14 protein-coding genes and 1 riboswitch are annotated in these 25151 nt (G+C 71.0%); of the genes, 4 read left to right on the top strand and 10 right to left on the bottom strand.

Features of this window, described 5'->3' with window-relative positions; translation table 11 throughout:
• Positions 1-60: 60 nt before the first annotated feature.
• A complete protein-coding gene (locus ACIOEW_RS31250; protein ID WP_401968119.1) occupies positions 61-2118 on the top strand; it encodes a SpoIIE family protein phosphatase in 2058 nt (685 codons plus the stop codon).
• Between the two features lie 11 nt (positions 2119-2129).
• Here ACIOEW_RS31250 and ACIOEW_RS31245 read toward each other — a convergent pair whose 3' ends face one another.
• Both ACIOEW_RS31245 and metE read right to left on the bottom strand, forming a co-directional pair.
• Positions 2130-2594: a hypothetical protein gene (locus ACIOEW_RS31245; RefSeq protein ID WP_401968116.1), complete on the bottom strand. Its 465-nt coding sequence runs from the start codon at positions 2592-2594 to the stop codon at positions 2130-2132.
• A 270-nt stretch (positions 2595-2864) separates the two neighbouring features.
• Positions 2865-5192, bottom strand: a complete 2328-nt coding sequence (metE, locus tag ACIOEW_RS31240; protein WP_401967857.1) for a 5-methyltetrahydropteroyltriglutamate--homocysteine S-methyltransferase — start codon at positions 5190-5192, stop codon at positions 2865-2867.
• 160 nt (positions 5193-5352) lie between these two features.
• Positions 5353-5568, bottom strand: a riboswitch (cobalamin riboswitch).
• Between the two features lie 114 nt (positions 5569-5682).
• On the opposite strand from metE, the gene ACIOEW_RS31235 reads away from it, so the two are divergent.
• Positions 5683-6597: a carbohydrate kinase family protein gene (locus ACIOEW_RS31235; protein ID WP_401967855.1), complete on the top strand. Its 915-nt coding sequence runs from the start codon at positions 5683-5685 to the stop codon at positions 6595-6597.
• An 89-nt stretch (positions 6598-6686) separates the two neighbouring features.
• Here ACIOEW_RS31235 and ACIOEW_RS31230 read toward each other — a convergent pair whose 3' ends face one another.
• Positions 6687-9689 (bottom strand): carbohydrate binding domain-containing protein, encoded by a 3003-nt coding sequence (locus tag ACIOEW_RS31230; RefSeq protein ID WP_401967853.1) that lies wholly within the window; start codon positions 9687-9689, stop codon positions 6687-6689.
• Between the two features lie 299 nt (positions 9690-9988).
• The gene (locus tag ACIOEW_RS31225) at positions 9989-10588 is read right to left on the bottom strand and encodes a TetR/AcrR family transcriptional regulator (protein ID WP_362544671.1); all 600 of its coding nucleotides are present in this window, start codon (positions 10586-10588) and stop codon (positions 9989-9991) included.
• 152 nt (positions 10589-10740) lie between these two features.
• On the opposite strand from ACIOEW_RS31225, the gene ACIOEW_RS31220 reads away from it, so the two are divergent.
• Positions 10741-13032, top strand: coding sequence for a glycoside hydrolase family 3 N-terminal domain-containing protein (locus ACIOEW_RS31220; RefSeq protein ID WP_401967850.1), 2292 nt, complete (start codon positions 10741-10743; stop codon positions 13030-13032).
• Positions 13033-13264: 232 nt separating this feature from the next.
• Positions 13265-15415: an MMPL family transporter gene (locus ACIOEW_RS31215; protein ID WP_401967848.1), complete on the top strand. Its 2151-nt coding sequence runs from the start codon at positions 13265-13267 to the stop codon at positions 15413-15415.
• A 40-nt stretch (positions 15416-15455) separates the two neighbouring features.
• Here ACIOEW_RS31215 and ACIOEW_RS31210 read toward each other — a convergent pair whose 3' ends face one another.
• The 6 genes from ACIOEW_RS31210 to ACIOEW_RS31185 form a co-directional block, all read right to left on the bottom strand.
• Entirely contained in the window at positions 15456-17117 is a 1662-nt protein-coding gene (locus ACIOEW_RS31210) for an MFS transporter (protein WP_401967845.1), read from the bottom strand.
• 254 nt (positions 17118-17371) lie between these two features.
• Positions 17372-19687, bottom strand: coding sequence for an arylsulfatase (locus ACIOEW_RS31205; protein ID WP_401967843.1), 2316 nt, complete (start codon positions 19685-19687; stop codon positions 17372-17374).
• On the bottom strand, positions 19684-21501 hold the full coding sequence (locus tag ACIOEW_RS31200; RefSeq protein WP_401967840.1) for a sulfatase: 1818 nt from the start codon (positions 21499-21501) through the stop codon (positions 19684-19686). The genes ACIOEW_RS31205 and ACIOEW_RS31200 overlap by 4 nt, the downstream gene beginning before the upstream one ends.
• Positions 21498-22412 (bottom strand): formylglycine-generating enzyme family protein, encoded by a 915-nt coding sequence (locus tag ACIOEW_RS31195; RefSeq protein WP_401967839.1) that lies wholly within the window; start codon positions 22410-22412, stop codon positions 21498-21500. The genes ACIOEW_RS31200 and ACIOEW_RS31195 overlap by 4 nt, the downstream gene beginning before the upstream one ends.
• Entirely contained in the window at positions 22409-24265 is a 1857-nt protein-coding gene (locus ACIOEW_RS31190; RefSeq protein WP_401967837.1) for a dipeptide ABC transporter ATP-binding protein, read from the bottom strand. The genes ACIOEW_RS31195 and ACIOEW_RS31190 overlap by 4 nt, the downstream gene beginning before the upstream one ends.
• On the bottom strand, positions 24262-25149 hold the full coding sequence (locus ACIOEW_RS31185; protein ID WP_401967835.1) for an ABC transporter permease: 888 nt from the start codon (positions 25147-25149) through the stop codon (positions 24262-24264). The genes ACIOEW_RS31190 and ACIOEW_RS31185 overlap by 4 nt, the downstream gene beginning before the upstream one ends.
• Positions 25150-25151: the final 2 nt, after the last annotated feature.

The raw sequence follows: 25151 nt of genomic DNA, 5'->3' as shown, positions 1-25151 counted from the left end.
GGCCTGCGTCCGGGCGCGATGACGGCATGGGAAGGATCGTCCGTGGGCGGCACTGATGACATGCGGACCGGCTGGGGCGATGCCCGCCGGGAGGGCGTGCACCGCTCCCCCGAGGGGGGCCTGCTGGACGTCCTCGGGGTGGCCGCGATGGTGCTGGACACCGAAGGACGCATCGTGCTGTGGAGCCCCCAGGCGGAGCAGCTGCTCGGGTACAAGCCCGACGAGGCGCTGGGCCGGTTCGCCGCCCAGGTGCTGGTCGACGAGCAGCACTTCGAGCTGGTGCTGAGGCTGTTCACCGAGGTGATGAGCAGCGGAGAGGTGTGGGCGGGCGTTTTTCCCGTACGGCACAAGAACGGCACCTCCAGGCTGCTGGAGTTCCGCAACATGCGACTGCAGGACGACCGCGGCGACTTCTACGCGCTGGGGCTGGCCGCGGACGGGGCGACACTGCGAGAGGTCGAACGCGACCTCGCCCTTTCCGTGCGACTGGTCGACCAGTCGCCGATCGGTCTGGCGGTCCTGGACGGCAATCTGCGCTATCTGGCCGCCAATCCCGCGCTGGAGCGGATGGACGGGCTGAGTGCCGCCGAGCACCTGGGCCGCCGGGTGGAAGAGGCCCTGCCGTTCCTGGACTCCGACACCATCGAGGCGGCGATGCGCGAGGTTCTCGGGAGCGGTGTGCCGCAGGTGTCTCACGAGGTGGCGGGCCGCACGCCGGCCGAACCGGACACCGACCGTGCCTGGCGGGTGTCGCTGTACCGGCTGGACGACTCCGGCGGCCGGGTGCTCGGGATCGCCGTCTCGCTGATCGAGGTGACCGACCGCTACCGGGCGGCAGCCGAGGCGGAGCGCGCCCGGCACCGACTGGCACTGATCGCCGACGCATCGGTACGCATCGGGACCACGCTGGATCTGGAGCAGACGGCCCTGGAGCTGGCCGAGGTCACCGTCCCGGAGCTCGCCGACGTGGCCGCGGTCGACATCCTGGACAGTGTTCTGCAGGGGCGCCCCGGCGTGACCGAGGGACCACTCCTCATCCAGGCCCTGGCCGTCGTCGCCGCGCGGCCGAACCCCGTCGTGGAGGCGGCGGATCCGCCGGGCCACGCCGCCCAGTACGGCGCCGACCGGCTGATCACCCGCTGTGTGCGGACGGCACGGCCGGTCCGGGAGCCGTACCTCGACGCGGCGCTACTCGCGCGCATCGCCCGTGACAGCCGTTCGGCGGCACTGCTCGCTCAGGCGGGTGCGCACTCCTACCTGGCGGTGCCGCTGATCGCGCGAGGCGAGGTCCTGGGCGCGATCGACCTCATCCGGACGGACAATCCGCTGCCGTTCACCGAGGACGACGAGGTGCTGGCGTGCGAACTGGCCGCCCGCGCGGCCATCGGTATCGACAACGCTCGGCTGTACCGGCAGCAGCGGGAGACCGCACTCACGCTGCAGCGCAGCATGCTGCCGCGCGACCATCACGATCCGGAGGGTCTGGAGGTCGTGTCCCGCTACCAGCCGGCCGCTTCGCGGTACGAGGTCGGTGGGGACTGGTTCGACGTCATCGGGCTGCGGCACGGGCGGACCGCGCTGGTGGTGGGCGATGTGATGGGAAGCGGCATCAACGCGGCCACCACGATGGGGCGGCTGCGTACCGCCACCCAGACCCTGTCCAGGCTCGGCCTTCAGCCCGCCGAGGTGCTGGGGCACCTCGACGAGATCACCGCCGATCTGGACCCGCCGTTCGCCACCTGTGTGTACGCGGTGTACGACCCGGCCGCCGGCCGGTGCCGGGTGAGTACCGCCGGTCATCTCCCGCCGGTGCTGATCCCGAGGGGCGGTGCGCCGAGACTGCTCGATCTACCGGCGGGCGCGCCGCTCGGTGTGGGCGGTGTGCCGTTCAGCGACGTCGACTTCCCTCTCGGGCCCGGCGACCGGCTCGTGCTGTACACGGACGGGCTGGTGGAGACCCGGGACGACGACATCGACAGCCGGCTGGAGACTCTGCTCGGGCTGCTGCGTGATCCGGATCCGTCGTTGGAGGAGTCCTGCGACCGCTTGCTGCGCGAGCTGCGCGACCCCCAGGGCCACGACGACGTGGCCCTGCTGGTGGCCCGGGCGCGTGACTGAGACCGGGTGGGTCAGCGGGCGCACCTGCGGTGCCGGCGACAGCGCTGCGCTGCCGAACCGGCCCGGCGTGTGCCCGCACCGAGGAAGCCCAGCCCGATGCCGAGCATCCAGGAGTCCTTGGCCAGCGGGACGCCGTCCTGGCTCGGGCGCAGGCTGCCGGGCTCACGCATCCCGGGCACCCGCAGATACAGGCCGACCAGTCCGCCGGAGAACCCGGCAAGAGCGAGTCCGGCAAGCCTGGTCGGCACGAAGGGGACGAGCAGGCTGCTGCCGACCGCGATCTCGGACCAGGCCAGCAGCCGGGTGAACCGGTCGGGCTCGATCTTCTTGAGGAACGGGTAGGCCGTGCAAGCCATACCGTGCAGGCCCTGCTGGGTCGCTTCGTCCGCCTTGAGCTTGCCCAGGCCGGAGTTGAGGATGAACGCGCCGGTGGCGATGCGCGGCGGAAAGTCGCGAGGTTCGGGCAGCGGCAGCATGGGTGCCTCCACGTTTCAGGTTGTCGGCCCCTGATCGAGCATAGCCAGCAGGCATCCCGGGCGCGCGCAGAGAACAGCCACCCCCCGGGCCCTGTCCCGGGCGGACCGCTCGTCCCACACGGCCTTGCGCAGGGCCTCGGCGCATAGTGCGGGCTGCCGGATCCGGCCCCGGTGCCCGGCCGCACCGCCGGGGCCGCATCCGGCAGGGCCGCACCGCCGGGGCCGGAGCGCGCCAGGTGGCGGCTGCTCCGGCCCCGGCCCCTGCTCCGGTCAGGCGGCGCCGCCGCCGGCCAGTTCCGTCCGGACCACGCGGGCCGCCGAGACGAGGTTCTCCAGGGAGGCCCGGGTCTCGGGCCAGGCCCTGGTCTTCAGCCCGCAGTCCGGGTTGGCCCACAGCCGCTCCGCGCCGAGGGCGTCGAGTCCCGTGCGCAGCAGGGCCGCCGCCTCGCCGGCACTCGGCACCCGGGGCGAGTGGATGTCGTAGACACCGGGGCCCGCCTCGCGCGGGTAGCCGTGGTCAGCGAGCTCCCGGGCGACCTCCATGTGGGAGCGGGCAGCTTCCAGACTGATGACGTCGGCGTCGAGGTCGTCGATGGCGTTGATGATGTCGCCGAACTCCGCGTAGCACATATGGGTGTGGATCTGGGTCTGCGGCCGTACTCCGCCGGTCGTCAGGCGGAACGCCTCGGTGGCCCACGCCAGGTATGCGGCGTGCTCGGCGGCCCGCAGCGGCAGGGTCTCGCGGAGGGCGGGTTCGTCGACCTGGATGACCGATGTGCCGCCCGCCTCCAGGTCGCCGACCTCGTCGCGCAGGGCCAGGGCGACCTGGCGGGCGGTCTCGGCGACTGGCTGGTCGTCGCGGACGAACGACCAGGCGAGCATGGTGACGGGCCCGGTGAGCATGCCCTTCACGGGGCGTGCGGTCAGCGACTGCGCGTACGCGGTCCAGCGGACGGTCATCGGATCCGGCCGTGAGATGTCGCCGACGAGCACCGGGGGACGGACGTAGCGGCTGCCGTAGGACTGGACCCAGCCGTGCCTGGTGGCGAGGTAGCCGGTGAGCTGTTCGGCGAAGTACTGGACCATGTCATTGCGTTCGGGCTCGCCGTGCACCAGGACGTCGAGCCCGGCCTCCTCCTGGAAGGCGATCACTTCGCGGATCTCGGCCTCGATCCGCTTGTCGTAGCCAGGGCCGTCGAGCCGCCCGGCCCGCAGGTCGGCCCGGGCGGTGCGCAGTTCATCCGTCTGCGGGAAGGAGCCGATCGTGGTGGTCGGCAGCAGTGGGAGTCCCAGGTGCGCGCGCTGGAGCACGGTCCGCTCGGGGTACGGCTGCGAGCGTCGGCCGTCCGCATCGGTGACGGCCGCGGCGCGGGCCCGCACGGCCGGGTCCCGGGTGAGTGCGGATCCCGCCCGGGACGCCAGAGCGGCCCGGTTCTCGGCGAGTTCGGTGGCGATGGCGCCGGTTCCGCGCGCGAGTCCGCGGGCGAGGACGACGAGTTCGGTGGTCTTCTGGCGGGCGAAGGCGAGCCACCGGAGGACCTGCGGGTCGATGCCGCTCTCGGCTGCGGCGTCCAGCGGCACGTGCAGCAGCGAGCAGGAGGCCGAGACGTCCACCCGGCCGGCGAGACCGAGCAGGGTGCCCAGCGTGGCGAGTGACTTCCCCAGGTCGTTGATCCAGATGTTGCGGCCGTTGACGACGCCCGCGACCAGCCGCTTGCCGGGCAGACCGCCGACGGCGGCGAGATCGGCGAGATTGCCGGCGCCGGAGTCGGTGAAGTCGAGGGCCAGTCCGTCGACCGGCGTCCGGGCCAGGACGGGCAGGGCGTCGCCGAGCCGCCCGAAGTAGGAGGCGACCAGGAGCTTCGGTCGGTCGTCAAGGCCGCCGAGCCGGTGATAGGCCCGGTCTGCCGCGTCCAGTTCCGCGGTCGTGCGGTCCTGGACGAGGGCGGGCTCGTCGAGCTGCACCCATGCGGCTCCCGCCGCCCTGAGGTCGGCGAGCACATCGTCGTAGACGGGCAGCAGCAGGTCCAGCAGGGACAGCGGGTCGAAGCCGGCAGGGGCGCCCGGGGCCGCCTTGGCCAGCAGGAGGTAGGTGACGGGGCCGACGAGGACCGGACGGCCCGTCAGGCCGAGGGCGACGGCTTCGCGGAACTCGGCGACCTGCCTGGCGGAGTCGGCGGCGAACACGGTGTCCGGGCCCAGTTCGGGTACCAGGTAGTGGTAGTTGGTGTCGAACCACTTGGTCATTTCCAGCGGCGCGGTCTCCCGGCTGCCTCGGGCCATCGCGAAGTAGCCGTCCAGCGGCTCGGCCGCCACGGCGGCCCGGTGACGTTCCGGGATCGCGCCGACCATGACGCTGGTGTCGAGGACGTGGTCGTAGAGGGAGAAGTCACCGGTCGGGACTTCGCCGATGCCGGCGGCGGCGAGTTCCTCCCAGTTGGCCCGGCGCAGGGCGGCGGTGGTCTCCCGGAGGGCTTCGGCGGTGACGCGGCCCTTCCAGTAGCCCTCGACGGCCTTCTTCAGTTCGCGGTGGTGGCCCTGGCGGGGGTAGCCGAACACGGTGGCGGTTGCCGTCGCCGAGGTGGATTCGGATGTCACGTAGCTCTCCTTCGCGAGCGTGTCTCCTGCGGATCCCGGATCGGGACGAGGGCGCGAAAGGATGACGGACCGGGCGGATCACCGCACCTTTTCGGTGCCCGTCCACCCGCTGTCTGCCGCCGACCCGCCCACGAGGTCACCGAGATCTCCGCATCCGAGGGTTCGGGTGCGGGCTGCGGGCAGGTCTTCGGACTCGCGGGCACGTCTGCCGGGGCAGACTCCTACTGGCCGTCGCTTCCCGGGCCCTTCGGGTCCAGTGCGTATGACGGCGGTCGTTCCCGCTCACCGCTGCGGGGCAGTCCCGGATTCCCACCGGGTTCCCTCTTGCGACGCGCCTGCCTGGCGGGCAGGGCGAACCAGCTGCACATCCCACCCTAGAGGACTGCCGCGCACACCACGCCGTTGTTCACATTCCGGACCTCCTGATGAGACGGATGTCTGTGCGGGACGTCGGCCATACTGATCACGGCGGGAACGGAGAGGCGGAGCAGTGGTCCAACAACAAACGGAATACGACGTCTTGGTGGTCGGCGGCAGCGGGGTGGACACGATCGTCCGCGTCGACGCCCTGCCGGTCCCGCTCGCCGACTCGGTGATGGTCGGCCCGATCGAGGAGTGGCCCGGTCACACCGGGGGCAATGTGGCCCTGGGCGCCCGCGCGCTGGGGCTGGACGTCGCGCTGCTCGACTGCATCGGCGACGACTGGACCGGTGCGCAGGTGCGCGAGCGGCTGGCCAAGGGCGATGTGGAGTTCCACCCGCTGATCTCGGCGGCGGGCACCCGCCGTGCGGTGAACCTGGTGGACGCGACGGGCCGGCGGATGTCGTTCTACGACGCCCGTGATCCGGAGGATCTGCGGATGCGCCAGGATTTCTATCTTCCCCGGCTACGGCGTGCCCGCCACGTCCATCTGTCCATCATGAACTTCACGCGTTTCCTCTACGACGACATCGTGGCCCTGGGCATCCCGGTCTCCACCGATCTGCACGACTGGGACGGACTGGGCGATCACCAGCGGGAGTTCGCTCTCCGGTCCGATCTCGTCTTCTTCAGCGCGGCGGCGACGGGAGACCGCACGCCCGCCGTGATGCGGGAGATTCTGGGTGAGGGCCGTGCCGGCACGGTGGTCGCCACGGACGGCGCGGCGGGGTCGTACGTCCTCACCCGTGACGGCGGGCAGGACCCGGTCCACGTTCCGGCGACGGTCCCGCCGGCTCCGGTGGTGGACAGCAACGGTGCGGGTGACGCCTTCGTCACCGGCTTCCTGTACGGACGGCTCGACGGCCGGGACGCCCTCGGGTCGGCCCGTCTGGGCGCGGTGGCGGGCGCCTACGCGTGTACGGCCCCGGGGTCGACCGCCATGATCGGCCGCGAGGCCCTGCTGGCGGCTGACGGCGGTTCGTAGCCGTCCCGGAGTGTGCAGGTGCCCCGGCGGCCGGAGTCACCGGCCCGCCGGGGCACCTGCTGTGCGACTGAAGTACCGCTGGTTTCTGGCTACTTCAGGTACGGACCCGCTGCGCCGATCTTGCCCGGGCCGTTCAGCACGTAGACGCGCATGTTGCCCTTGCCGGGTGCGGCGACGGTGAGCTTTCCGTCGCTGACGACCTGCGTGTCACCGGTGACGGCGTCCTTGTACGTGCCGTTGGGGATCCCGGTGTACGAGGCCCCGCCGGTGACGGTGACGAGGGCGAAGCTGTCCGTCGTACCACTGGTGTAGCGGCGCTTGTACGCCATCTGCCCGGTGATGCCCACGGTGGAGTACTGGCCCATCTGCAGGGCGGGCACGGCCCGGCGGATCTCGTTGAGCCGCTGGACGTGCTTGACCAGGGGCTGGGACAGCGTGCCGGCGACCTCGCCGGTGGCGGAGTCGACCTTGGAGAACTCCGAGGACGTGACGTCGCCCGCGAGGTGATCACCGTAGTAGGCGCGTCCGGTGGTGGCCAGCGGGCAGCTGGGCCCGCAGTCGATCTTCTTGCCGGCCTGGAACTCGATCTCCGAACCGTAGTAGAGCGTCGGGATACCGCGGAAGGTCCACATCAGGGCCATGTTCTCGGCCCAGGCGTCGGTGCCGCCCGCGTAGCGTTCGCTGCTCTTATTGGGGCCGTAGTCGTGACTGTCGACGTAGACGACGTTGTACGTGGCGTCGTTCGTCGAGTCGTCGGAGTCCTTGCCGTTGTTGTACGCGTTCGTGGCATCACCGAAGTTCATGTGCATGCGCATGTCGATGATGTTCATGCCGGAGAACTGGCTGCGGTCGGGGGTGTGGTAGGCGTTGCCGTCCAGGAACGCGTTGGTGGACGTGGGCTGCGACCCGGTGCCGAGCTGCTCCTCGTAGTTGTACATCTCCAGCGCGGCCTTGGTGTCGTCGGCGTCGTACTCCTTGCGTTCCTTCCAGGTGAAGAACTGCGCGGAGTGGTTGACCGAGCCGCGGTTCCACTTGTCGTTGACGAACGCGCCGACCTCGCCGAAGACCAGGAAGTTCTTCGCCGCCTCGGCGCCGAACTGCTGGGTGACGCGCTCCTGGATCGCGGGCAGGAAGCGGCGGTTCCAGGTGGTGCGCGGGATGTGGACGGCCGTATCGATGCGGAAGCCGTCGACGCCCATGTCGATGTACTTGTCGTACGCGCCGATCAGGTAGTTCTGGACCGGTGCGGATTCGGTGTTGAAGTCGGCCAGGTCCTCGTGCAGCCAGCAGGAACGGGAGTCCTCGCCCTCCCAGTTGCCCAGCCAGCAGTTGTGGTAGTACTCCCTCGGGAACATCCCCGATGTCGGGTTCGGCCACTGGCAGTTGTAGATCTTGTAGCCCTCGGGAGAGGTGGCTCCGGTCGGCTTGCCCCAGTTGAGGCAGGTGTTGCCCGCGGGCTCGGCCGTGGACCACAGGTCACCGTTGTAGTACGACTTGCCGGTCTTGGGGTCGACGGTCAGTCCGTCGTACTCGAAGCCCTCGCTCTTCTCGTCGTAGTACCAGCTCCACTGGCTGTCACGGACCCCGTAGACGGTCGGGGTGTACAGGCCCTTGGCGCCCCAGCGCGAGGAGTGGTTGTAGACGACGTCCTGGTAGATCTTGATGCCCTTGGCGTGGGCGGCGTTGATGAGGTCCTGGTACGAGGCTCCGGCGGACTCGAGCCGGGGGTCGACCTTGTAGAAGTCGTAGCCGTGGTAGCCGTGGTAGTCGTAGTCGGACCGGTTCAGGACGACCGGGGTGATCCAGATGGCCGAGAAGCCGAGTCCCTTGATGTAGTCGAGCTTCTTGACCAGGCCCTTGAAGTCGCCGCGGAACATGGGGTCGTTGTTGGCCGCGTTGCCGGACTTCACATCCTGGCTGCCGCCCCTGTTGTTGCTCGCGTCACCGTCGTTGAAGCGGGCCGTCAGGACGAAGTAGATGGGGTCCTTGCGCGGGTCGGTGCCCAGCGGCCTGCCCTGGGCGGCGGCCGGCGGCTTGTCGCCCGTGGTGGCCTTCGCGGCCGCGGAGGCCGCGGAGGTGTTGCCCGCCGCGTCGGCCGCCTTGACGGTGTAGGTGTAGGCGGTGTTCTCCTCCAGGTTCGACTCGGAGAGCACGGTCGAGCTCACATCGGTGACGACGCTGCCCTTGGACCCTCCGGTCCGGGTGACCTGGTACTTCGTCACCTTCTTGTTGTCGGTGGAGGGTTCCCAGGTCAGGACCACCCCGACGCCGTCTGCCTTGGCCGTCACGCCCGTGGGCACGGTCGGCGCCTCGGTGTCGGGCGTCTCGGCGACACACGGGTCCTTGGCGTCCTTGACGATGGCCCGGTCCTTCACGGTGCTGACGCCGGCGGAGAGCGTGTAGTTGCCGCCGTTGTTGTTGTCCCAGACGCCGTTGCCGTTGTTGAACGCGGCCTGCATCGAGATGGCGCTGCCGAGGTCGACCGTCTTCTTCACCCAGCCGGTACAGGCGGGCTCCATGCCGACGCCAGGCACCGCGGTCCAGGAACCGCCTGCGGGCTGGTAGTGCAGGTTGGTGGTGGTCCAGCCGACGGTTGCGGTCGAGTAGTAGACCGAGGCGGTGTTCGCCGCAGCGTCGGTCGGGCTCGGGCTCGGGTCCGGGTCGGTGGCGCCTGCGCACGGGTCACTGTGCGCCACGACCCCGTCCTTGACGGTGATGTTCCCGCTGCCCAGGTCGTAGTTCTTGCCCGCGTTGTTGTCCCAGACACCGGAACCGTTGTTGAAGGTCGCCTGGAGCCCCTGCGCGGTCCCGAGCGGCACGGTCTTCTTGACCCAGTCGGTGCAGGCGGCCTCCATCGCCACACCGGGCACCGCGGTCCAGGAACCGCCGTCCGGTGCGTAATGGAGGTTGTAGGCCGCCCAGTTCTTCGTCTTGGTGTAATAGAAGACGGTTGTGGAGGTCTCTGACGCGGCGACAGGCTTCGCGTCCAGGTCGGGCGTGGCGGGCAGCGCGGTGAACAGACCGAGCACTGCGGCCGCGGCCGTGGCTGCCGCGAGGGGGCGTCTCAGCAGCCGGTGAGGGGTGCGTTTCATCGGTGTCTCCAGGGAAGGGCCACGGCGACGGCGAAGCCATGGCGTCCAGGGCGCAGGAGTCGGGGACCTGCGCCGTCCCGCCGGAAACCCTGACGCGCCTCAAGGTCCTAGCGATGGGGGTGCGTTCCGACTGAAATATCAGCCGGAATTTTGCTGCAATCTCTTGCAGCTGGGAAGTTACCGGCACATGACAAAGCCGTAAAGGGGTCCTGCGCCACCTGGCACGCCCTCCTTGAGCGGAGGGATACATTCCATGCCGGGCGGCCGTTCTCGCCCCGCCCCGCGGACCGCGCCGTCGCTCAGATCGGCACGGTCAACTGCGCCTGAAGGTGGGCGCGCAGCACGCCCGCCATGTCCGTCATGCAGCCGCTGAGAAGCCACTGCGTCTGGAGTCCGTCCATCAACGCGATCAGCTGCTGCGCCGCCTCGTCGGGGTCGATCCCGTCCCGCAGGGCCCCCGCGTCACGGGCTTCCGTGTACGAGACGGCGGTGGTCAGGACAGAGGTCCGGTACCGCTCGACGAAGTATGCGTGGGCCGGGTGCTCGGCGGAGGTGGCCTCGGCGGCGAGCACGGAGAACAGTTCGACGATTCCCCGCCGTTCGGCGTTCAGCGCGGCAAGGTCGGCCAGCCGGCGCAGGCGGTCCACACCCGTGGGATCACCGACGGAGAGCCACTCCCCGTCCACCTCGTCGCGGTGTTCGAGGACCGCGAGCAGCAGTGACCCCTTCGTGGGGAAATGGTGCAGCAGACCCGGGTGCGAGATGCCGCAGCGGGTCGCGATCACGCGCAGCGAGGCACCCCGGTAGCCGACCTCTCCGAACATGGCCATCGCCTGGTCGAGGATCTCCACGCGCTTCGCGCGGCCCTTCGCGTAGCCACGACGCGCCTCACCCGTCACTCGCCACTCTCCCGGTCATGTCGGACGGCACCCCTGCGTACCGTCGCACACTCACATACTTACCACCCGGTCGGGATTCAGCGTACGGTGGATCCCTGCGGCTGACTTGTGCCGCGCCGCGCCATCCCGCCGACGCTGTGAAAGGAACTTCCGTGGGCTCCTCCCCGCCCTACCTCGACCCCGCACTGTCCGTCCCGGAGCGCGTCGCCGACCTCGTCGGCCGGATGACGCTGCCCGAGAAGGTCGGCCAGATGCTCCAGCTGAACGCGAAGGACGGGGTACGGCCCCTCATCGAGGAGATGCACGCCGGGTCGATCCTGCATGCCTCCCCCGACCGGGTCCTGGAGGCGGCCGCGCTCACCGGGCGGACCCGGCTGCGGATTCCGCTCCTCGTCGCCGAGGACTGCATCCACGGTCACTCGTTCTGGGAAGGGGCCACGATCTACCCCACCCAGCTCGGCATGGCGGCGACCTGGGACCCGGAGCTCGTGCAGCGCATCGCCCGGGCGACCGCCGTCGAGGTAGCAGCGACCGGGGTCCACTGGACGTTCTCGCCGGTCCTGTGCATCACCCGGGACCTCCGCTGGGGCCGCGTGAGCGAGACGTTCGGGGAGGACCCCTTCCTCATCGGCGAGCTCGCGTCGGCGATGGTGCGCGGGTACCAGGGCGACGGGCTGGACGACCCGACGGCGATCCTCGCGTGTGCCAAGCACTTCGCGGGATACTCCGAGACCCAGGGAGGCCGGGACGCCAGCGAGGCCGACATCTCGCGGCGCAAGCTGCGTTCATGGTTCCTGCCGCCGTTCGAGCGGGTCGCCCACGAGGGCTGCCGGACGTTCATGCTCGGCTACCAGTCCATGGACGGGGTACCGGTCACGGTCAACAACTGGCTGCTCAACGAAGTGCTGCGCGGCGAGTGGGGCTACACCGGAACGCTGGTGACCGACTGGGACAACGTCGGCCGCATGGTGTGGGAGCAGCACGTGTACGCCGACCACACCCAGGCGGCCGCCGCCGCGGTCCGCGCGGGCAACGACATGGTGATGACGACGCCGGCCTTCTTCGGCGGGGCGCAGGAGGCGGTCGCCGCGGGCACGCTCGACGAGGCGGAGATCGACGCGGCGGTCCGGCGCATCCTCACGCTCAAGTTCGAACTGGGCCTGTTCGAGAATCCGCGCCACCCCGACCGCGAGCGCCAGGCCGCCGTCATCGGCAGCGCGGGCCACGCCGGGCTGAACCTCGAAGCGGCACGCCGCTCGCTGGTGCTGCTGGCCAACGACGGCACGCTGCCGCTGGCCGGCGGGTTCGAGGCCGGTCCCGACGGCCGCGCGCTCGCGGGGGACGGATCCGCGCCGCGCACGGTCGCCGTCATCGGGCCCAACGCCGACGACGCGCAGACTCAGCTCGGCGACTGGGCGGGCTCCTCGGGCCAGGCGGACTGGCTGCCGGACGGGCATCCGCGCGCCATGATCCGTACGGTGCTGGACGGGTTCCGCGAGCAGGTGCCGGACGGCTGGACCGTCACGCCCGCGCGGGGCGCCGACATCCTGACCGTGGGCCCGGACCCCGAGGGCGCGTTCTTCCCCGACGGGCAGCCGCGGCCCGAGATCGTCGTCCCGGCGGAGCCGTCCGAAGCCATGATCGCCGAGGCCGTCGCCGCGGCGGAGGCCGCCGACTACGTCGTCGCGGTCGTGGGTGACCGCATCGAACTCGTCGGTGAGGGCCGCTCCACGGCGACCCTGGAGCTGATCGGCGGCCAGGTCGCGCTGCTCGACGCGCTCGCGGCGACGGGCAAGCCGCTCGTCGTGGTCGTCATCAGTTCCAAGCCCCTCGTGCTGCCGCCGTCCGCGCACGGCGCCGCGGCGATCGTGCACGCCTTCAACCCTGGCATGTGCGGCGGCCGGGCTGTCGCCGAACTCGCCCTCGGTCTCATCGAGCCCTCCGGGCGGCTGCCCATCTCCTTCGCACGTCATGCGGGGCAGCAGCCGACGTACTACAACCAGGTGCGCGGCCAGCACGGCACCCGGTACGCCGACCTGACGCAGCGCCCGGCGTTCGTCTTCGGTGAGGGACTCAGCTACACGACGGTCACGTACACGGATCTGGAGGTGCTCACCGACGTCCTCGGCGCGGGTGACACGCTGCGCGCGCGCGTCGTCGTCCGCAACACCGGTGAGCGTCCCGTGCTGGAGACCGTGCAGGCGTACGTCAGCGACACGGTGACCTCCGTGACCTGGGCGGAGAAGGAGCTCAAGGCCTACCGTCAGGTGTCCCTGTCCCCCGGTGAGTCCCGGGAGGTCGTCATCGAACTGCCGGTCTCCGAGTGCACGCTCGTGGACGCCGAGGGCAGGCGGATCGTCGAGCCGGGCGCGTTCGAGCTCCTCGTCGGTCCGTCGTCCCGCGACGATGCCCTGCTGCGGGCGGGGTTCACGGTCAAGGACTGAGCTCCACGGGCGCCGGGCGTCCGGTGGAAGGGACGCGCCGGCCGGGATAGCCCAACCGGGGCCCGCCATGGGCCCGGCGGCATGTCGTGGGAGCTCCTCACGACATGCCGCCTACTGTCACCGGCACGGAACCTGGGAACGGGTGACGTTGCGGTATCGGCGCTGCGGGCCGCTCCGGCGCCCCCTTCCTCCTCGATGACGACGTCACTCATGACGAAGTACGGGGAGTGGCATGCCGGACGTACAGCAGCGCCGACGGCCGGGGGTGGCCGCCCTGGTCTGCGGCCGTCGCACCAAATGGCTGATCGTGGCCTTGTGGCTGATCGTCTTCGTCGTCGCGGCACCACTCGCCCAGAAGCTCACCGATGCCCAGGACAACGACGCCACCTCCTGGCTGCCGAGCAGCGCGGAGTCCACCCAGGTCCTGGAGAGCTCGAAGGACTTCAGGCCCGAGATCATCACCGCCGTCGTCGTGTACGCCCGTGCCGGTGGGCTGACCGGGCCGGACCGTGAGCGGATCGTCGAGGACACACAGCAGTTGCGCACGCTGGACGCGCACGGCGTGCGGGGTGCCCAGACCCGTGGGCCCGTCTACGACAAGAAGACCGCGCCCTCGGCCGCCCAGGTCTTCGTGCCCATCACGATGGGCGAGGAGGGCTGGGAACAGATCGGTCCCGCGGTCGACGACATCCGGGAGGTCGTGGGCAGCAGCGGCGGCGGTCTCGCCGTGCACGTCACCGGCCCGGGCGGGGTGACGGCCGACTCCGCGGAGGCCTTCTCGGGCATCGACTCGACGCTGCTGTTCGCCGCGCTGACCGTGGTGATCGTGATGCTGCTGATCACCTATCGCAGCCCCACCCTGCTCCTGCTGCCCGTGATCGCGGTCGTGGCCGCGCTGTTCAGCGCGCAGGCGGTGATCTATCTGCTCGCCGCCCATGCGGGGCTGACCGTGAACGGCCAGAGCGCGGGCATCCTCACGGTGCTGGTGTTCGGTGCGGGCACGGACTACGCCCTGCTGCTCGTGGCCCGGTACAGGGAGGAGCTGCGCCGGCACGAAGACCGCCACGAGGCGATGGCGCGGGCACTGCACCGGGCCGGGCCCGCGGTGCTGGCCAGCAGCGGCACGGTGGTGCTCGGCATGCTGGTACTGCTGGTCGCGGAGATGAACTCGACCCGGGGGCTCGGGCCGGTGGCCGCGATCGGTGTGGCCGTCGCCCTGATCGCCATGCTCACGCTGCTCCCCGCCCTGCTGGTGATCTTCGGCCGGTGGGTCTTCTGGCCGGTGATCCCGCACCTCGGCTCCACCGAGCCGACCGAGCACGGGGTCTGGGCCCGGATGGGCGAGCGGCTGGCACGCCGCCCGCGCACGATCTGGATCGTCACCGCACTGGTGCTCGCCGCACTGTCCCTGGGGCTGACACAGCTGCGCGCCTCCGGCCTGAACAATGCCGACTCGTTCACCGGCAAGCCGGACTCGATCACCGGCCAGGAGGTCCAGGACCGGTACTTCCCCGGGGGCAGCGGCGATCCTCTGGTGATCGTCGCCGCGGCCGGCCGCGCGACCGCGGTGCGGGCCACGGTCGCGACGACTCCGGGTGTGGTGCCCGGCTCGGTCGGCACGCCGCCTGGTGCGCGGCCGGAGGCGAACGGGCAGGTCATCCTCGAGGCGACGATGACCGATCCGGCGGACAGCGACGCGGCGAAGGACACGGTGGAGCGGGTCCGCGACGCGGTGCACGAGGTACCGGGCGCCGATGCGCAGGTGGGCGGCAGCACCGCGGCGCTGCTCGACATGGACGCAGCGACCAGGCACGACAACCTGCTGATCATCCCCCTGGTGCTTCTGGTGGTGCTGATCATTCTGGGGCTGCTGCTGCGTGCGGTGGTGGCACCTGTGCTGTTGGTCGCGACCGTGGTGCTGTCGTTCGCCGCCGCGCTCGGCATCAGTGCGCTGGCCTTCCGTCACGTCTTCGACTACGCGGGCGAATCCACGGACTTCCCCTTGTTCGTCTTCGTGTTCCTGGTGGCGCTCGGCATCGACTACAACATCTTCCTGTCGACGAGGATCCGCGAGGAGGCGATCCTCCAGGGCACCCGGGCGGGCGTGGTGGCGGGTCTCGCCGCCACCGGAGCGGTGATCACGTCGGCCGGCCTGGTCCTCGCCGGCACCTTCGCGGCGCTCGGCACCCTGCCGGTCGTGGTCTTCGCGGAGATCGGATTCGCAGTGGCCCTGGGTGTGCTGCTGGACACGCTCGTCGTACGGTCGGTGCTGGTCACCTCGTTGTTCCTCGACATCGGCCCGCGGGTGTGGTGGCCGAGCCGGCTGGCCCGCGAGGACGGCACGGCCGCGCGGGCGGCCGGGGCGCCGACGCCCAAGGCGTAGCCGGATCACGGACCGGCGGTATGGGTCGCGGACCTGGGTGTCACCGCTCCGGGCCGGGGCCGTCGCGGGTACGCCCGCTCGGCGGCCGCGCGGCCGGATCCGGCGCCCCGTCACCGGTCGTCTCCTCCGTCGGCCCGCCGTCCGCCGCTTCCTCCCCCGCACCCGGCATCACACCGTCTCCGCGCAGGCGTTGCACGTCCGAGGGGCGCACCTGGATGACGAGCAGGGCGATCAGCGCGGCGACGACAGCGAAGATCGCCGCCGCGACGAACGCGTTGGAGACGCCGGACGCCAGGACCTGGTCACCCCACTGCCCCGGAAGCTGTCCGGTCCTGCGGAACTCCGCCAGCTGGGCCGGCGTCGCGTCCGCCAGGAACTTCGGCACCTGGTCGGTGGCCTCGTTGCGGCTGGCCGTGCCGAAGACCGTGACGAGGATGGACAGGCCCAGCGATCCGCCCACCTGCTGCGTGGTGTTGAGGATGCCGGAGGCCGCGCCGGCCTCCTTCGGCTCCACTCCCGAGACGGCCATCAGGGTCAGCGAAACGAACTGCAGCCCCATGCCCAGGCCGAACACCAGCACCGGGCCGAGCAGGCTGCCCAGGTACGAACTGTGGACATCCGTCTGCGTCAGCCATCCCAGTCCCACGGCCGCGAGGACCGCACCGGTCACCATGAACGGCTTGGGTCCCCATTTGGGCAGCAGCTGGGAGGCGATGCCCGCGCCGACCGCGATGATGGCGCTGACCGGCAGGAAGGCGAGACCCGCCTTCAGCGGGCTGAAGTTCAGGATGTTCTGCACGAACAGGGTCAGGAAGAAGAACATGCCGAACATCGCGGCGGCAAGGCTCAGCATCATTCCGTACGTGCCTGCGCGGTTGCGGTCGCGGAACATCCACAGCGGCGTGATGGGCTGCCGGGACCGGCCCTCGATCGCGATGAACGTGCCGAGCAGCAGCACGGCCGCGGCGAAGGCCGCCAGGGTGAGGGTGTCGCTCCAGCCCTCCTCGGAGGCGCGGATGAATCCGTAGACGAGGGCCACCATGCCCAGCGTCGCCGTGAGCGCGCCCAGGAGGTCGAAGTGTCCGGGATGGCGTTCGGACTCCCGGATGTAGCGCGGCGTGGCGAGGACGATCAGCAGACCGATGGGGATGTTGACGAAGAAGATCCACCGCCAGTCGAGCCACTCCACCAGCACCCCGCCCGCCAGCAGTCCGATGGCGCTGCCGCCCGCCGATACGGCCGCGAACACGCCGAACGCCCTGTTGCGCTCCGGACCTTCGCGGAAGGTCGTCGTGATGAGCGACAGGGCGGTAGGCGAGGCGATCGCACCGCCGACACCCTGCAGGGAACGCGCGGCGAGCAGTTGCCACGATTCCTGGGAGAGGCCACCGAGCAGGGAGGCGAAGACGAAGAGCGCGACGCCGAACATGAAGACTCTGCGGCGGCCGAGAATGTCGCCGAGGCGCCCGCCCAGCAGGAGCAGTCCGCCGAACGTCAGGGTGTAGGCGTTGATGACCCAGGAGAGGTTCTCGGTCGAGAAGCCCAGCGAGGTCTGAATGTGCGGAAGAGCGATGTTCACGATGGTGATGTCGAGAACCACCATCAGCTGGCAGGAGCAGATGACGAGAAGGGCGATCCCGCTGCCTCGTCCCTTCCTCGGGGATTCGGCAGCCCGTTGGGGTGTCGCGTGGGAGCCCGTCATGGGTTTGCTTGCCACTCAAGCCGTCAGTGAACGCAGTCGTTCACTCCCCCGACGGTAGCCCTGCCCGCGGGCCACCGCCAATCGGGTTACAGGAGCCGGGCGGCGCTGCTCGCGGTACCGGCCCGTCCCACCCGCAGCTGCTTTCGTCCATAAAGGCGGGCCTCACCCTTCGCAGTCCGACAACGATGTCACGCATGGGGGATCGACCGCCCACGGCGGCCCGGGCAGCTGATGCCGCCCCGGCCGCCGTGGCCTCACTCGAACGCCGCCGCTGCTTCCTTGAGCGCCGCCGCCACCGCCTCCGGGGAGTCGGGCCCCGGCTCCCCCGGGTGATAGGTCACCGTGCGCAGCCGGCCCTGGAAGCGGAAGGAGCGGTGGCGTTCGAACAGCGGCCACGAGACAGGTGACTTGCGGTCGATCCCGACGCTGATGCCCTGGAACGGGGCCATGCCGATGAGCTGGTGCACACTCGGCGGGGTGGCCCGCACCTCTCCGTCGACGTCCACCGTGAAGCTCCAGCGCAGGCCCCGCTCCGCCGTGGCCGCGAGACGGATCACGTGCTCGCCGGGCGCCAGGCGGCCTGCGTCGGTCTCGTGGAGCACGCCGTACTCGTTGTACGCGAGGCGGAGCCGGCCGTCCTCGACGTACAGGCTGTAGCCGCCGCCCTGGTCACCGTGCGAGACCAGGACGCCCTCCCCCGTCTCGTCGATCACGACGGTGATCTCGAAGGAGCGCAGCGCGACCAGTCGGGAGGAGCGGTAGCGCTCCAGCTCCGGGGTGCCGGGCAGCAGGGTCAGCGGACGGGCCAGCCGCTGTTCGGCCGGGTTCCGGCGGGCGAGCGCCCCGCTGCCGTCCGGCAGCGGGAAGACGCCGTTGCGCCAGGCGGCCTCCTCCCAGGCGGCGGCCAGTTCCTTGACGAGTCCGGGCCGCTCGGCGGCCAGGTCGTGGATCTCGGTCGGGTCGGTCCGGATGTCGTACAGGGCCCATTCGGAGTCGTCGTAGGGCGTGCCGGGGCGGTGGAGGGTGACGAGCTTGTGGCCGTCCCGGTAGTAGCTGCGGTTGCCGGTCATCTCGCAGTACTGCTCGGGGTGGGTGGAGCCCTGTTCCGCGTCGGCGAGCACCGGGGCGAAGCTGACGCCGTCCGGCTCCTGGAGCGTGACGCCCCGCCGGGTGGCGGGCCGCTCGAGCCCGGCCAGCCGCAGGAGGGTGGGGGCGACGTCGGTGACGTACTGGTACTGCGTCCGCAGGCCGGGAGCGAGCCGGCCCTCGCGGGCACCCTTCGGCCACGACAGCACGAAGGGGACGCGGACCCCGCCGGCGTAGGTGTGCCCCTTGTACAGGCGGAAGGGGGTGTTGGAGGCCATGCCCCAGCCGCGCGGGTAGTGCACCAGGCTGCGCGGGCCGCCGATGAGTTCCGGGTCGCGGTCGACGTCCGGGGTCCAGTCGCCCGGGAGGGCGGGGTGGTGGACGAAGCGGCTGAAGTAGGAGCGGGTGCCCTCGGCGCCGCCCTCGCCGGTGCCACCGTTGTCGGAGGTGAAGACGATGACGGTGTTGTCGAGCTCGCCGAGTGCGTCGAGGGTCTCGGTGAGGCGGCCCAGATTCCGGTCGATGTTGTCGACGAGCGCCGCGTACACCTCCATGTAGCGCGCGTAGAGCTTCTGCTGCTCCTCGGTGAGGCTCGCCCAGGCGGGCACGTCGAGTCCGGCCTCGCTGTTGCGGTCGGGCAGTTCCGTGCCGGGCGGGAGGAGCCCGTCGGCGAGCTGGGCGGCGAAGCGCCGTTCGCGCAGGACGTCCCAGCCGTCGTCGTAGCGGCCCCGGTGGCGGGCGATGTCCTCCGCCTTCGCCTGGAGCGGGCCGTGGACGGCGTTGTGTGCCAGGTAGAGGAAGAACGGCTTGTCGGGGTCGTGGGCGCGCAGCGACTTCACCATGGAGATGGCCTGGTCGGTGATGTCGTCGGTGTAGTAGTAGTCGTCGGGGAACTCGTCGATGTCCAGCGGGCTGTTGTCACGGACGAGCTGGTGCGGGTGGAAGAGGCTGGTGAGTCCTTCCAGGACGCCGTAGTACTGGTCGAAGCCCTTACGCAGCGGCCAGTTGTCCCGGTCGTCGGCGGCGTTGGACGCGGAGTCGCGGACCAGGTGCCATTTGCCGACGGCGTAGGTGGCGTATCCGGAGTCGTGGAGGAGTTCGGCGAGGGTGGGGATGTCGTCGGCGATCTCCATGCCGTATCCCGGGAAGCCGGGGTCGGAGTTGGCGACCATGGCGTAGCCGACGCGATGCGGGTTGAGGCCGGTGAGGAGAGCCGCGCGGGCCGGTGAGCACAGCGGCATGGTGTGGTAGTTGCTGAGGCGTACGCCGTCCTCGGCCAGAGCGGTGAGAGTGGGGGTGGCGATCTCGGAGCCGAACGGGGCGATGTCGCTGTAGCCCATGTCGTCGACGAGGACGACGACGATGTTGGGTGGCTTGTGCCCCGGGGTGCGGGGCGGGGGCCAGGACGGTTCGGACTCGGCGAAGGTGCGGCCGATCCGGCCGGGGAAGCCTTCGTAGGGGTCGCGTCGGGTGCTGGAGGTCATCGGCGTGCATCTCCGTGGTCGTGTGTGGGGGCCGGCGGGAAGAGCCGGGCCAGTTCGTCGGCGAGGGTTGCGAGTTGTGCCCGCCCGGGGTGTCCGGCGAAGGCCGCGATCTGGAGGAGGGTGCCGGCGCCTCGTACGGTCAGCAGTTCGGTGTCGAGCAGGCCCGGCACGATGCGCCGGATCGCCTCGGTGGCTGCCGGCTCGGCCAGCAACTGCGCCAGCGGCGTACGGAGGTTGAGTGCCCCCTCGGTGAACTCGTCGGATCGCGCGGCGGGTTCGCGGGCCACCTCCGCTCGTTCGCGCTGGGCGGCGACCAGGAGATGGGCCTCGCCCACATCGCCGGCATCGCGCGGAACGCCGAGCCGCTCGTACTGGTCGGCGGGCGCCTCACTCGCCGACAGCTGCTCCACCAGCAGCCGGATCATTCGCAGTTCGACGGTGTCGTCGACGAGTGGCTTCTCCTGCTGCGGGTCGGTGTCGAGGTCGAACAGGAGCGTGCCGAACCGCTGCGGCCCGAGCAGCGGGGACGGGTTGGCCTCGATCCTGAGGGTGCGCACGCCCTTGGTGAAGGCGAACGGTGCGGCCAGGGTCAGGTCCGACAGTTCCGCCGGGGTGAAGCGGCCGCGGATACGGGTCGGCATCAAAGTGTGTTCGTACAGCGGCCGGTTGGTGTCGTCGTGGCAGGCCCGCATGTAGACGTACCGGCCGTCGGTGACGTTCACATGGCCGCCGAACATGCCGAAGAGCGCCGATTCCCGGGGGTGCCTGGACTCCACGGTCTCGCGCAGGGGCCGCCCCTGCATGTCCGGGGTGCGGTCGGCTCCGAAGAGGTCGAGGAGGGTCGGGGCGAGGTCGATCGTCTGGACCAGCGCGTCGTCACGGCTGCCTGCCCGCTCCGGGCGGCGCGGGTCGTGCACGAACAGCGGGGTGTGGACGAGTTCGTTGTACCAGGGGGTGACGACCTTCGCCCACCAGCCCTTCTCCCCCAGCAGATAACCGTGGTCGGTACAGACGATGAGCATGGTGTCGTCCCACAGACCGTGCTCGTCCATCGCGTCGAGGACCCGGCCGAGCGAGTGGTCGCACATGGAGAGCAGCGCCGCGTACTCGTAACGGGCGTGGTTCTCCTGCTCCTTCGTCTCGGTGACGCGGTTGTAGTCGGGCCAGTCGAAGTGCGGTCCGTCGTAGTCGTGCGGGTAGAGGTCCTTGTAGTGGTCCTGGGTGAAGAAGGGTTCGTGCGGGTCGAAGGTCTCGATCTGGACGAACCAGTTGTCCTCGCCGTGGTTGGTCCGGAGGAATTCGAGGCCGGCGTCGAAGGTGAGCGTCTGCGGCTGTTTCGCCTCGGTGTCCAGGTGTGGGCGGTTGACCCAGTCCTGGCGCCACAGGTCGTTGCGGGTGGTGCGCAGGTCCTCGGGGATCTCGGGCTCAGCGACCTGCCCCTTCCAGGCGTCGCCCTCCTGACCGCGGAAGAACTCCCAGGAGTTGTAGCGGCCGTGGTAGGTGGCGCCCCCGTCCTCCCAGTAGTGCTGGTGGTCACTGACGAGGTGGGTGTAGACGCCGTGCCGCTTGAGGATCTCGGGCATCGAGTCGTCGAACGGCTCCAGCGGCCCCCAGCCCCGGTGCAGGAAGTTGTGGCGTCCGGTGTGGAGTTCGCGCCGGGCCGGCATGCACGGCATGGAGCCCGCGTAGCAGGTGTCATAGGTGACCGTACGCTCGGCGAGGCGGCGGAAGTTCGGGGCGTGGATCCAGTCGGCGCCGTAGGGCGGCAGCAGATGCCGGTTGAGGCTGTCGAACATCACCATGACGGCTTTCACTGCCTGGTTCGTCCTTCCGGAAGATCGCGCGCACAGCGGAAGCCGCCGTGGCCGGTCGAGGAGTCGGGGGTGTTGTGGGAACGGGCGGCGACGCGGTAGCGGTTGCAGTACGAGGCGTGGCACAGGTAGGAGCCCCCACGGATGACGCGTTCACCCGGTCCGGCAGCATCTGCGCACCACTCCCAGACGTTGCCGGAGGTGTTGTGGAGGCCGTATCCGTTGGGTTCGTACGCGGTGACGGGGACCGTGCCCGTGCGGCCGCCCGGCCGGTCGGAGCGGTGCGGGAACGAGCCGCGCCAGATGTTGCACATCTCGCGTCCCCCGGGGGTGAGCTCGTCGCCCCACGGATAGCGGGCGCCGTCGAGGCCGCCGCGGGCCGCGTACTCCCATTCGCTTTCGGTGGGCAGGCGCAGCCCGGCCCATTGGGCGTAGGCCAGGGCGTCGTCGTGGGAGATGTGGACGACGGGGTGGTCGGCCCGGTCCGTGATGCCGGAGCCGGGGCCCTCGGGTGCGTTCCAGGACGCCCCCTCGACGCCGAGCCACCAGGGAGCGCCCGGCACCCGGCCGATGACGTGGCGCCCTGCGGCCGGGGCGAGGAGGAGGTGGAACACGTAGGAGCTGCCGTAGCGTTCGGCGTCCGTCCGGTAGCCGGTGGCTGCCGCGAAGACGGCCCAGTCGGCGTTGCTGACCGCGGTGGTGTCGATGGCGAACGGGGCCACGGTCACCTCGCGCACCGGCCCCTCCCGGTCGGCGAGGTAGCCCTCCCCGAAGGCGTCGCCCATCCGGAAGACCCCGCCGGGCAGTTCGGCCATGGCCCGGTGCGCGAGAGCCGGTGGCGGGGCCGTGCGGCGTACCGAAGGCAGCGGGAGGACGCCCGTACAGGGGCGGCCGGGGGTGCAGCACGCGCTCACGCGAGCGCTCCGGTCCTCTGCGCCGCCACGGCACGGGCGGCCGGGGGTACCGGTTCGGGCGCCGCCGCCAGCAGGGCGCGGGTGTACGGGTCGCGGGGGTTTTCGCAGACCTCGTCGGCGCTGCCGGTCTCCACGATCCGGCCCTGGTGCATGACCGCGATGCGGTGGCTGACCTGGCGGACGACCGCGAGGTCGTGCGCGATGAAGACCAGAGCCAGGCCGAGGTCGCGCTGAAGGTCGGTGAGCAGGGCGACGATCTGTGCCTGGACGGAGACGTCGAGGGCCGAGACGGGTTCGTCGCAGATGAGGACGGAGGGTTCGGGTGCGAGAGCGCGGGCGATGCCGATGCGCTGACGCTGGCCGCCGGAGAAGGAGCGCGGATGGCGGTCGGCGACCGCCGGGTCCAGACCGGCCCGGCGCAGCAGTTCGGCCACCCGCTCCTCCCGTGCGTCCCGGTCGCCGATGCCGAACGCGATCAGGGGTTCGGCGACGATCTCGCCCACCGTCATCCGCGGGTTGAGCGAGGCGTACGGGTCCTGGAACACCATCTGGACCTGGCGGCGCACCGCGTGCAGGGCGCGCCGTGAGGGCCTGGTGATGTCCTCGCCGCGCAGCCTGATGCTGCCGGCGTCGGCGGAGTGGGCGTGCGCCAGCACCCGGGCCAGGGTGGACTTCCCGGAGCCCGACTCCCCGACGATCCCGAGGGTCTCCCCTGCCGCCAGGGTCAGGGACACGCCGTCGAGTGCGGGGACCGCGCGCCGTCGGGCACCGCGCGACCTGTACGTCTTGTGCAGTCCCTCGGCCTCCAGGACGACGTTGCCCGGGGCCGGTCGGTCGATGCGGGTGGGCGGGGCGTTGGCAGGCAAGGGCTCGGTGCGCCCGGCTGCGGGCAGGCAGGCGACGTGCACCCCGTCCGCTGTCCGGGTGAGCGGGGGCGTCGCGGTGCGGCAGCGGTCCTCGACGAGCGTGCAGCGGTCGGCGAAGGCGCAGCCGTCCCCGAGCAGGGTGAGGTCGGGCGGGCTGCCGGGGATGCCGGTGAGCCGGGTGCCGGACGGGGTGGAGAGGCGGGGTACGGCGGCGAGGAGCCCTGCGGTGTACGGGTGCCGGGGGCGGGTGAGCACTTCGGCGGTGGGCCCGTCCTCGACGACCGTGCCGCCGTACATCACCAGGACGCGTTCGCAGGCACGGGCGACGACGCCCATGTTGTGCGTGATGAGGACCAGGGCGGTGCCGGTCTCCCGGTTGAGGTCGGCGAGCAGGGTGAGGATCTGGTCCTGGACGGTGGCGTCGAGGGCGGTCGTCGGTTCGTCGGCGAGCAGGATGTCGGGTTCGCCGGCCAGCGCCATGGCGATGAGGATGCGCTGGCGCTGGCCGCCGGAGAACTGGTGCGGGTGGTCGTCGGCGCGCCGGTGCGGTTCCGGGATGCCGACCCGGTCCAGAAGTTCGACGGCGCGGGCCCGGCGGGCGGCCTTGTCCCGGTTGCCGTGGGCGCGGAGCACCTCGTCGATGTGCCGGCCGGCCGTGAGGACGGGGTTCAGGGCCGTCATCGGGTCCTGGAAGATCATGCCGATGCGTGCGCCGCGCACTGCGCGCAGCTCCTGCTCGGTGGCGGCGGCCAGGTCCCGGCCGTCCAGGCGCACCGTCCCGGTGGTGATGCGTCCGGTGCCGGGCAGCATGCGGGTGAGGGCGAGCGCGGTGGTGGACTTGCCGGAGCCGGACTCACCGACGACGGCCAGGGTCTCGCCCCGGTTCAGGGTGAACGAGACGCCGCGGACGGCGCGCAGCGCCGAGCCGTCGGGGGCGGTGAACTCGACGCCGAGGTCGCGGACCTGCAGCAGCTCCTGGGCGGTCATCGGCGTATCTCCCGGTTGAGCGCCTCGGCGATGAGCGAGAGTCCGAGGACGAGCGCGGTCACGGTGATCAGCGGGCCCGCGGCGAAGTTCGGGGCCTGGGCGAGATAGGGCATGGACTGGCTGAGTACGGCTCCGAGTGTGGGTTCCGGTGGCCGGACGCCGACGCCGAGGAAGCTCATCGCGCCCTCGACGAAGACGGCGACGGTCAGGGAGACGGCGATCTGGACGATGAGCGGGTCCGCGGCGTTGGGCAGGATGTGCCGGACCAGCACCCGGCTGCCCGAACTGCCCCCGACCCGGGCGGCGGTGACGTACTCCCGCTCCCGCTGGACGAGGATCCCGCCGCGCAGCAGCCGTCCGAACGCCGGGATCTCGGCGAGTGCGATGACGAGGACGACGGGGAGGCGGCCGGGGCCGAGGATCGCGGTGACGGCGAGCGCCAGGATCAGGCCGGGGAAGGCGAGAAGGAGGTCGAAGATCCGCTGGACGACGGTGTCGGCCACCGGGTGCGCGGCCGCGAGGAGGGCGAACAGGCAGCCGAGTGCGGCGCCGAGGGGGACGGCGATCGCGATGATGCCGAGGTCGGCCCGGATGCCGTAGAGGACCCGGCTGAGAAGGTCCCGGCCCAGGTCGTCGGTGCCGAGCGGATGTCCGGGGGTGCCGAGGGCCGCGAGGCTCTGGCCGCTCTGGTCGGTGGGCCCGTGTCCGGCGAGGAGCGGCGCGAGCAGTCCGGCGAGGATCACCGCGCCGACGAGGACGAGACCCGTGCGGGCGCGCGCGGTGGACAGCGCGCTGCGGTAGGGGTGGCGGTTGCGGGCCCGGCCGCGCGCCTTGCGGGCGGCCGGGGGCGGGCCTGCGGTGAGCAGGTCGGTCGTCGAGGTCATCA

Source organism: Streptomyces sp. NPDC087901, assembly GCF_044742205.1.
In the GTDB taxonomy this organism is placed as follows: Bacteria; Actinomycetota; Actinomycetes; order Streptomycetales; family Streptomycetaceae; genus Streptomyces.
The sequence above is the reverse complement of the archived record's forward strand: the minus strand, read 5'-3'. Positions and strand labels throughout refer to the sequence as shown.

Excerpts from the sequence above, each read along its gene's own strand:
- ACIOEW_RS31250 (WP_401968119.1), top strand. The coding sequence starts at position 61 with ATGCGGACCGGCTGGGGCGATGCCCGCCGGGAGGGCGTGCACCGCTCC.
- ACIOEW_RS31245 (WP_401968116.1), bottom strand. The coding sequence starts at position 2,594 with ATGCTGCCGCTGCCCGAACCTCGCGACTTTCCGCCGCGCATCGCCACC.
- ACIOEW_RS31230 (WP_401967853.1), bottom strand. The coding sequence starts at position 9,689 with ATGAAACGCACCCCTCACCGGCTGCTGAGACGCCCCCTCGCGGCAGCC.
- ACIOEW_RS31215 (WP_401967848.1), top strand. The coding sequence starts at position 13,265 with ATGCCGGACGTACAGCAGCGCCGACGGCCGGGGGTGGCCGCCCTGGTC.
- ACIOEW_RS31210 (WP_401967845.1), bottom strand. The coding sequence starts at position 17,117 with ATGACGGGCTCCCACGCGACACCCCAACGGGCTGCCGAATCCCCGAGG.
- ACIOEW_RS31205 (WP_401967843.1), bottom strand. The coding sequence starts at position 19,687 with ATGACCTCCAGCACCCGACGCGACCCCTACGAAGGCTTCCCCGGCCGG.
- ACIOEW_RS31190 (WP_401967837.1), bottom strand. The coding sequence starts at position 24,265 with ATGACCGCCCAGGAGCTGCTGCAGGTCCGCGACCTCGGCGTCGAGTTC.
- ACIOEW_RS31185 (WP_401967835.1), bottom strand. The coding sequence starts at position 25,149 with ATGACCTCGACGACCGACCTGCTCACCGCAGGCCCGCCCCCGGCCGCC.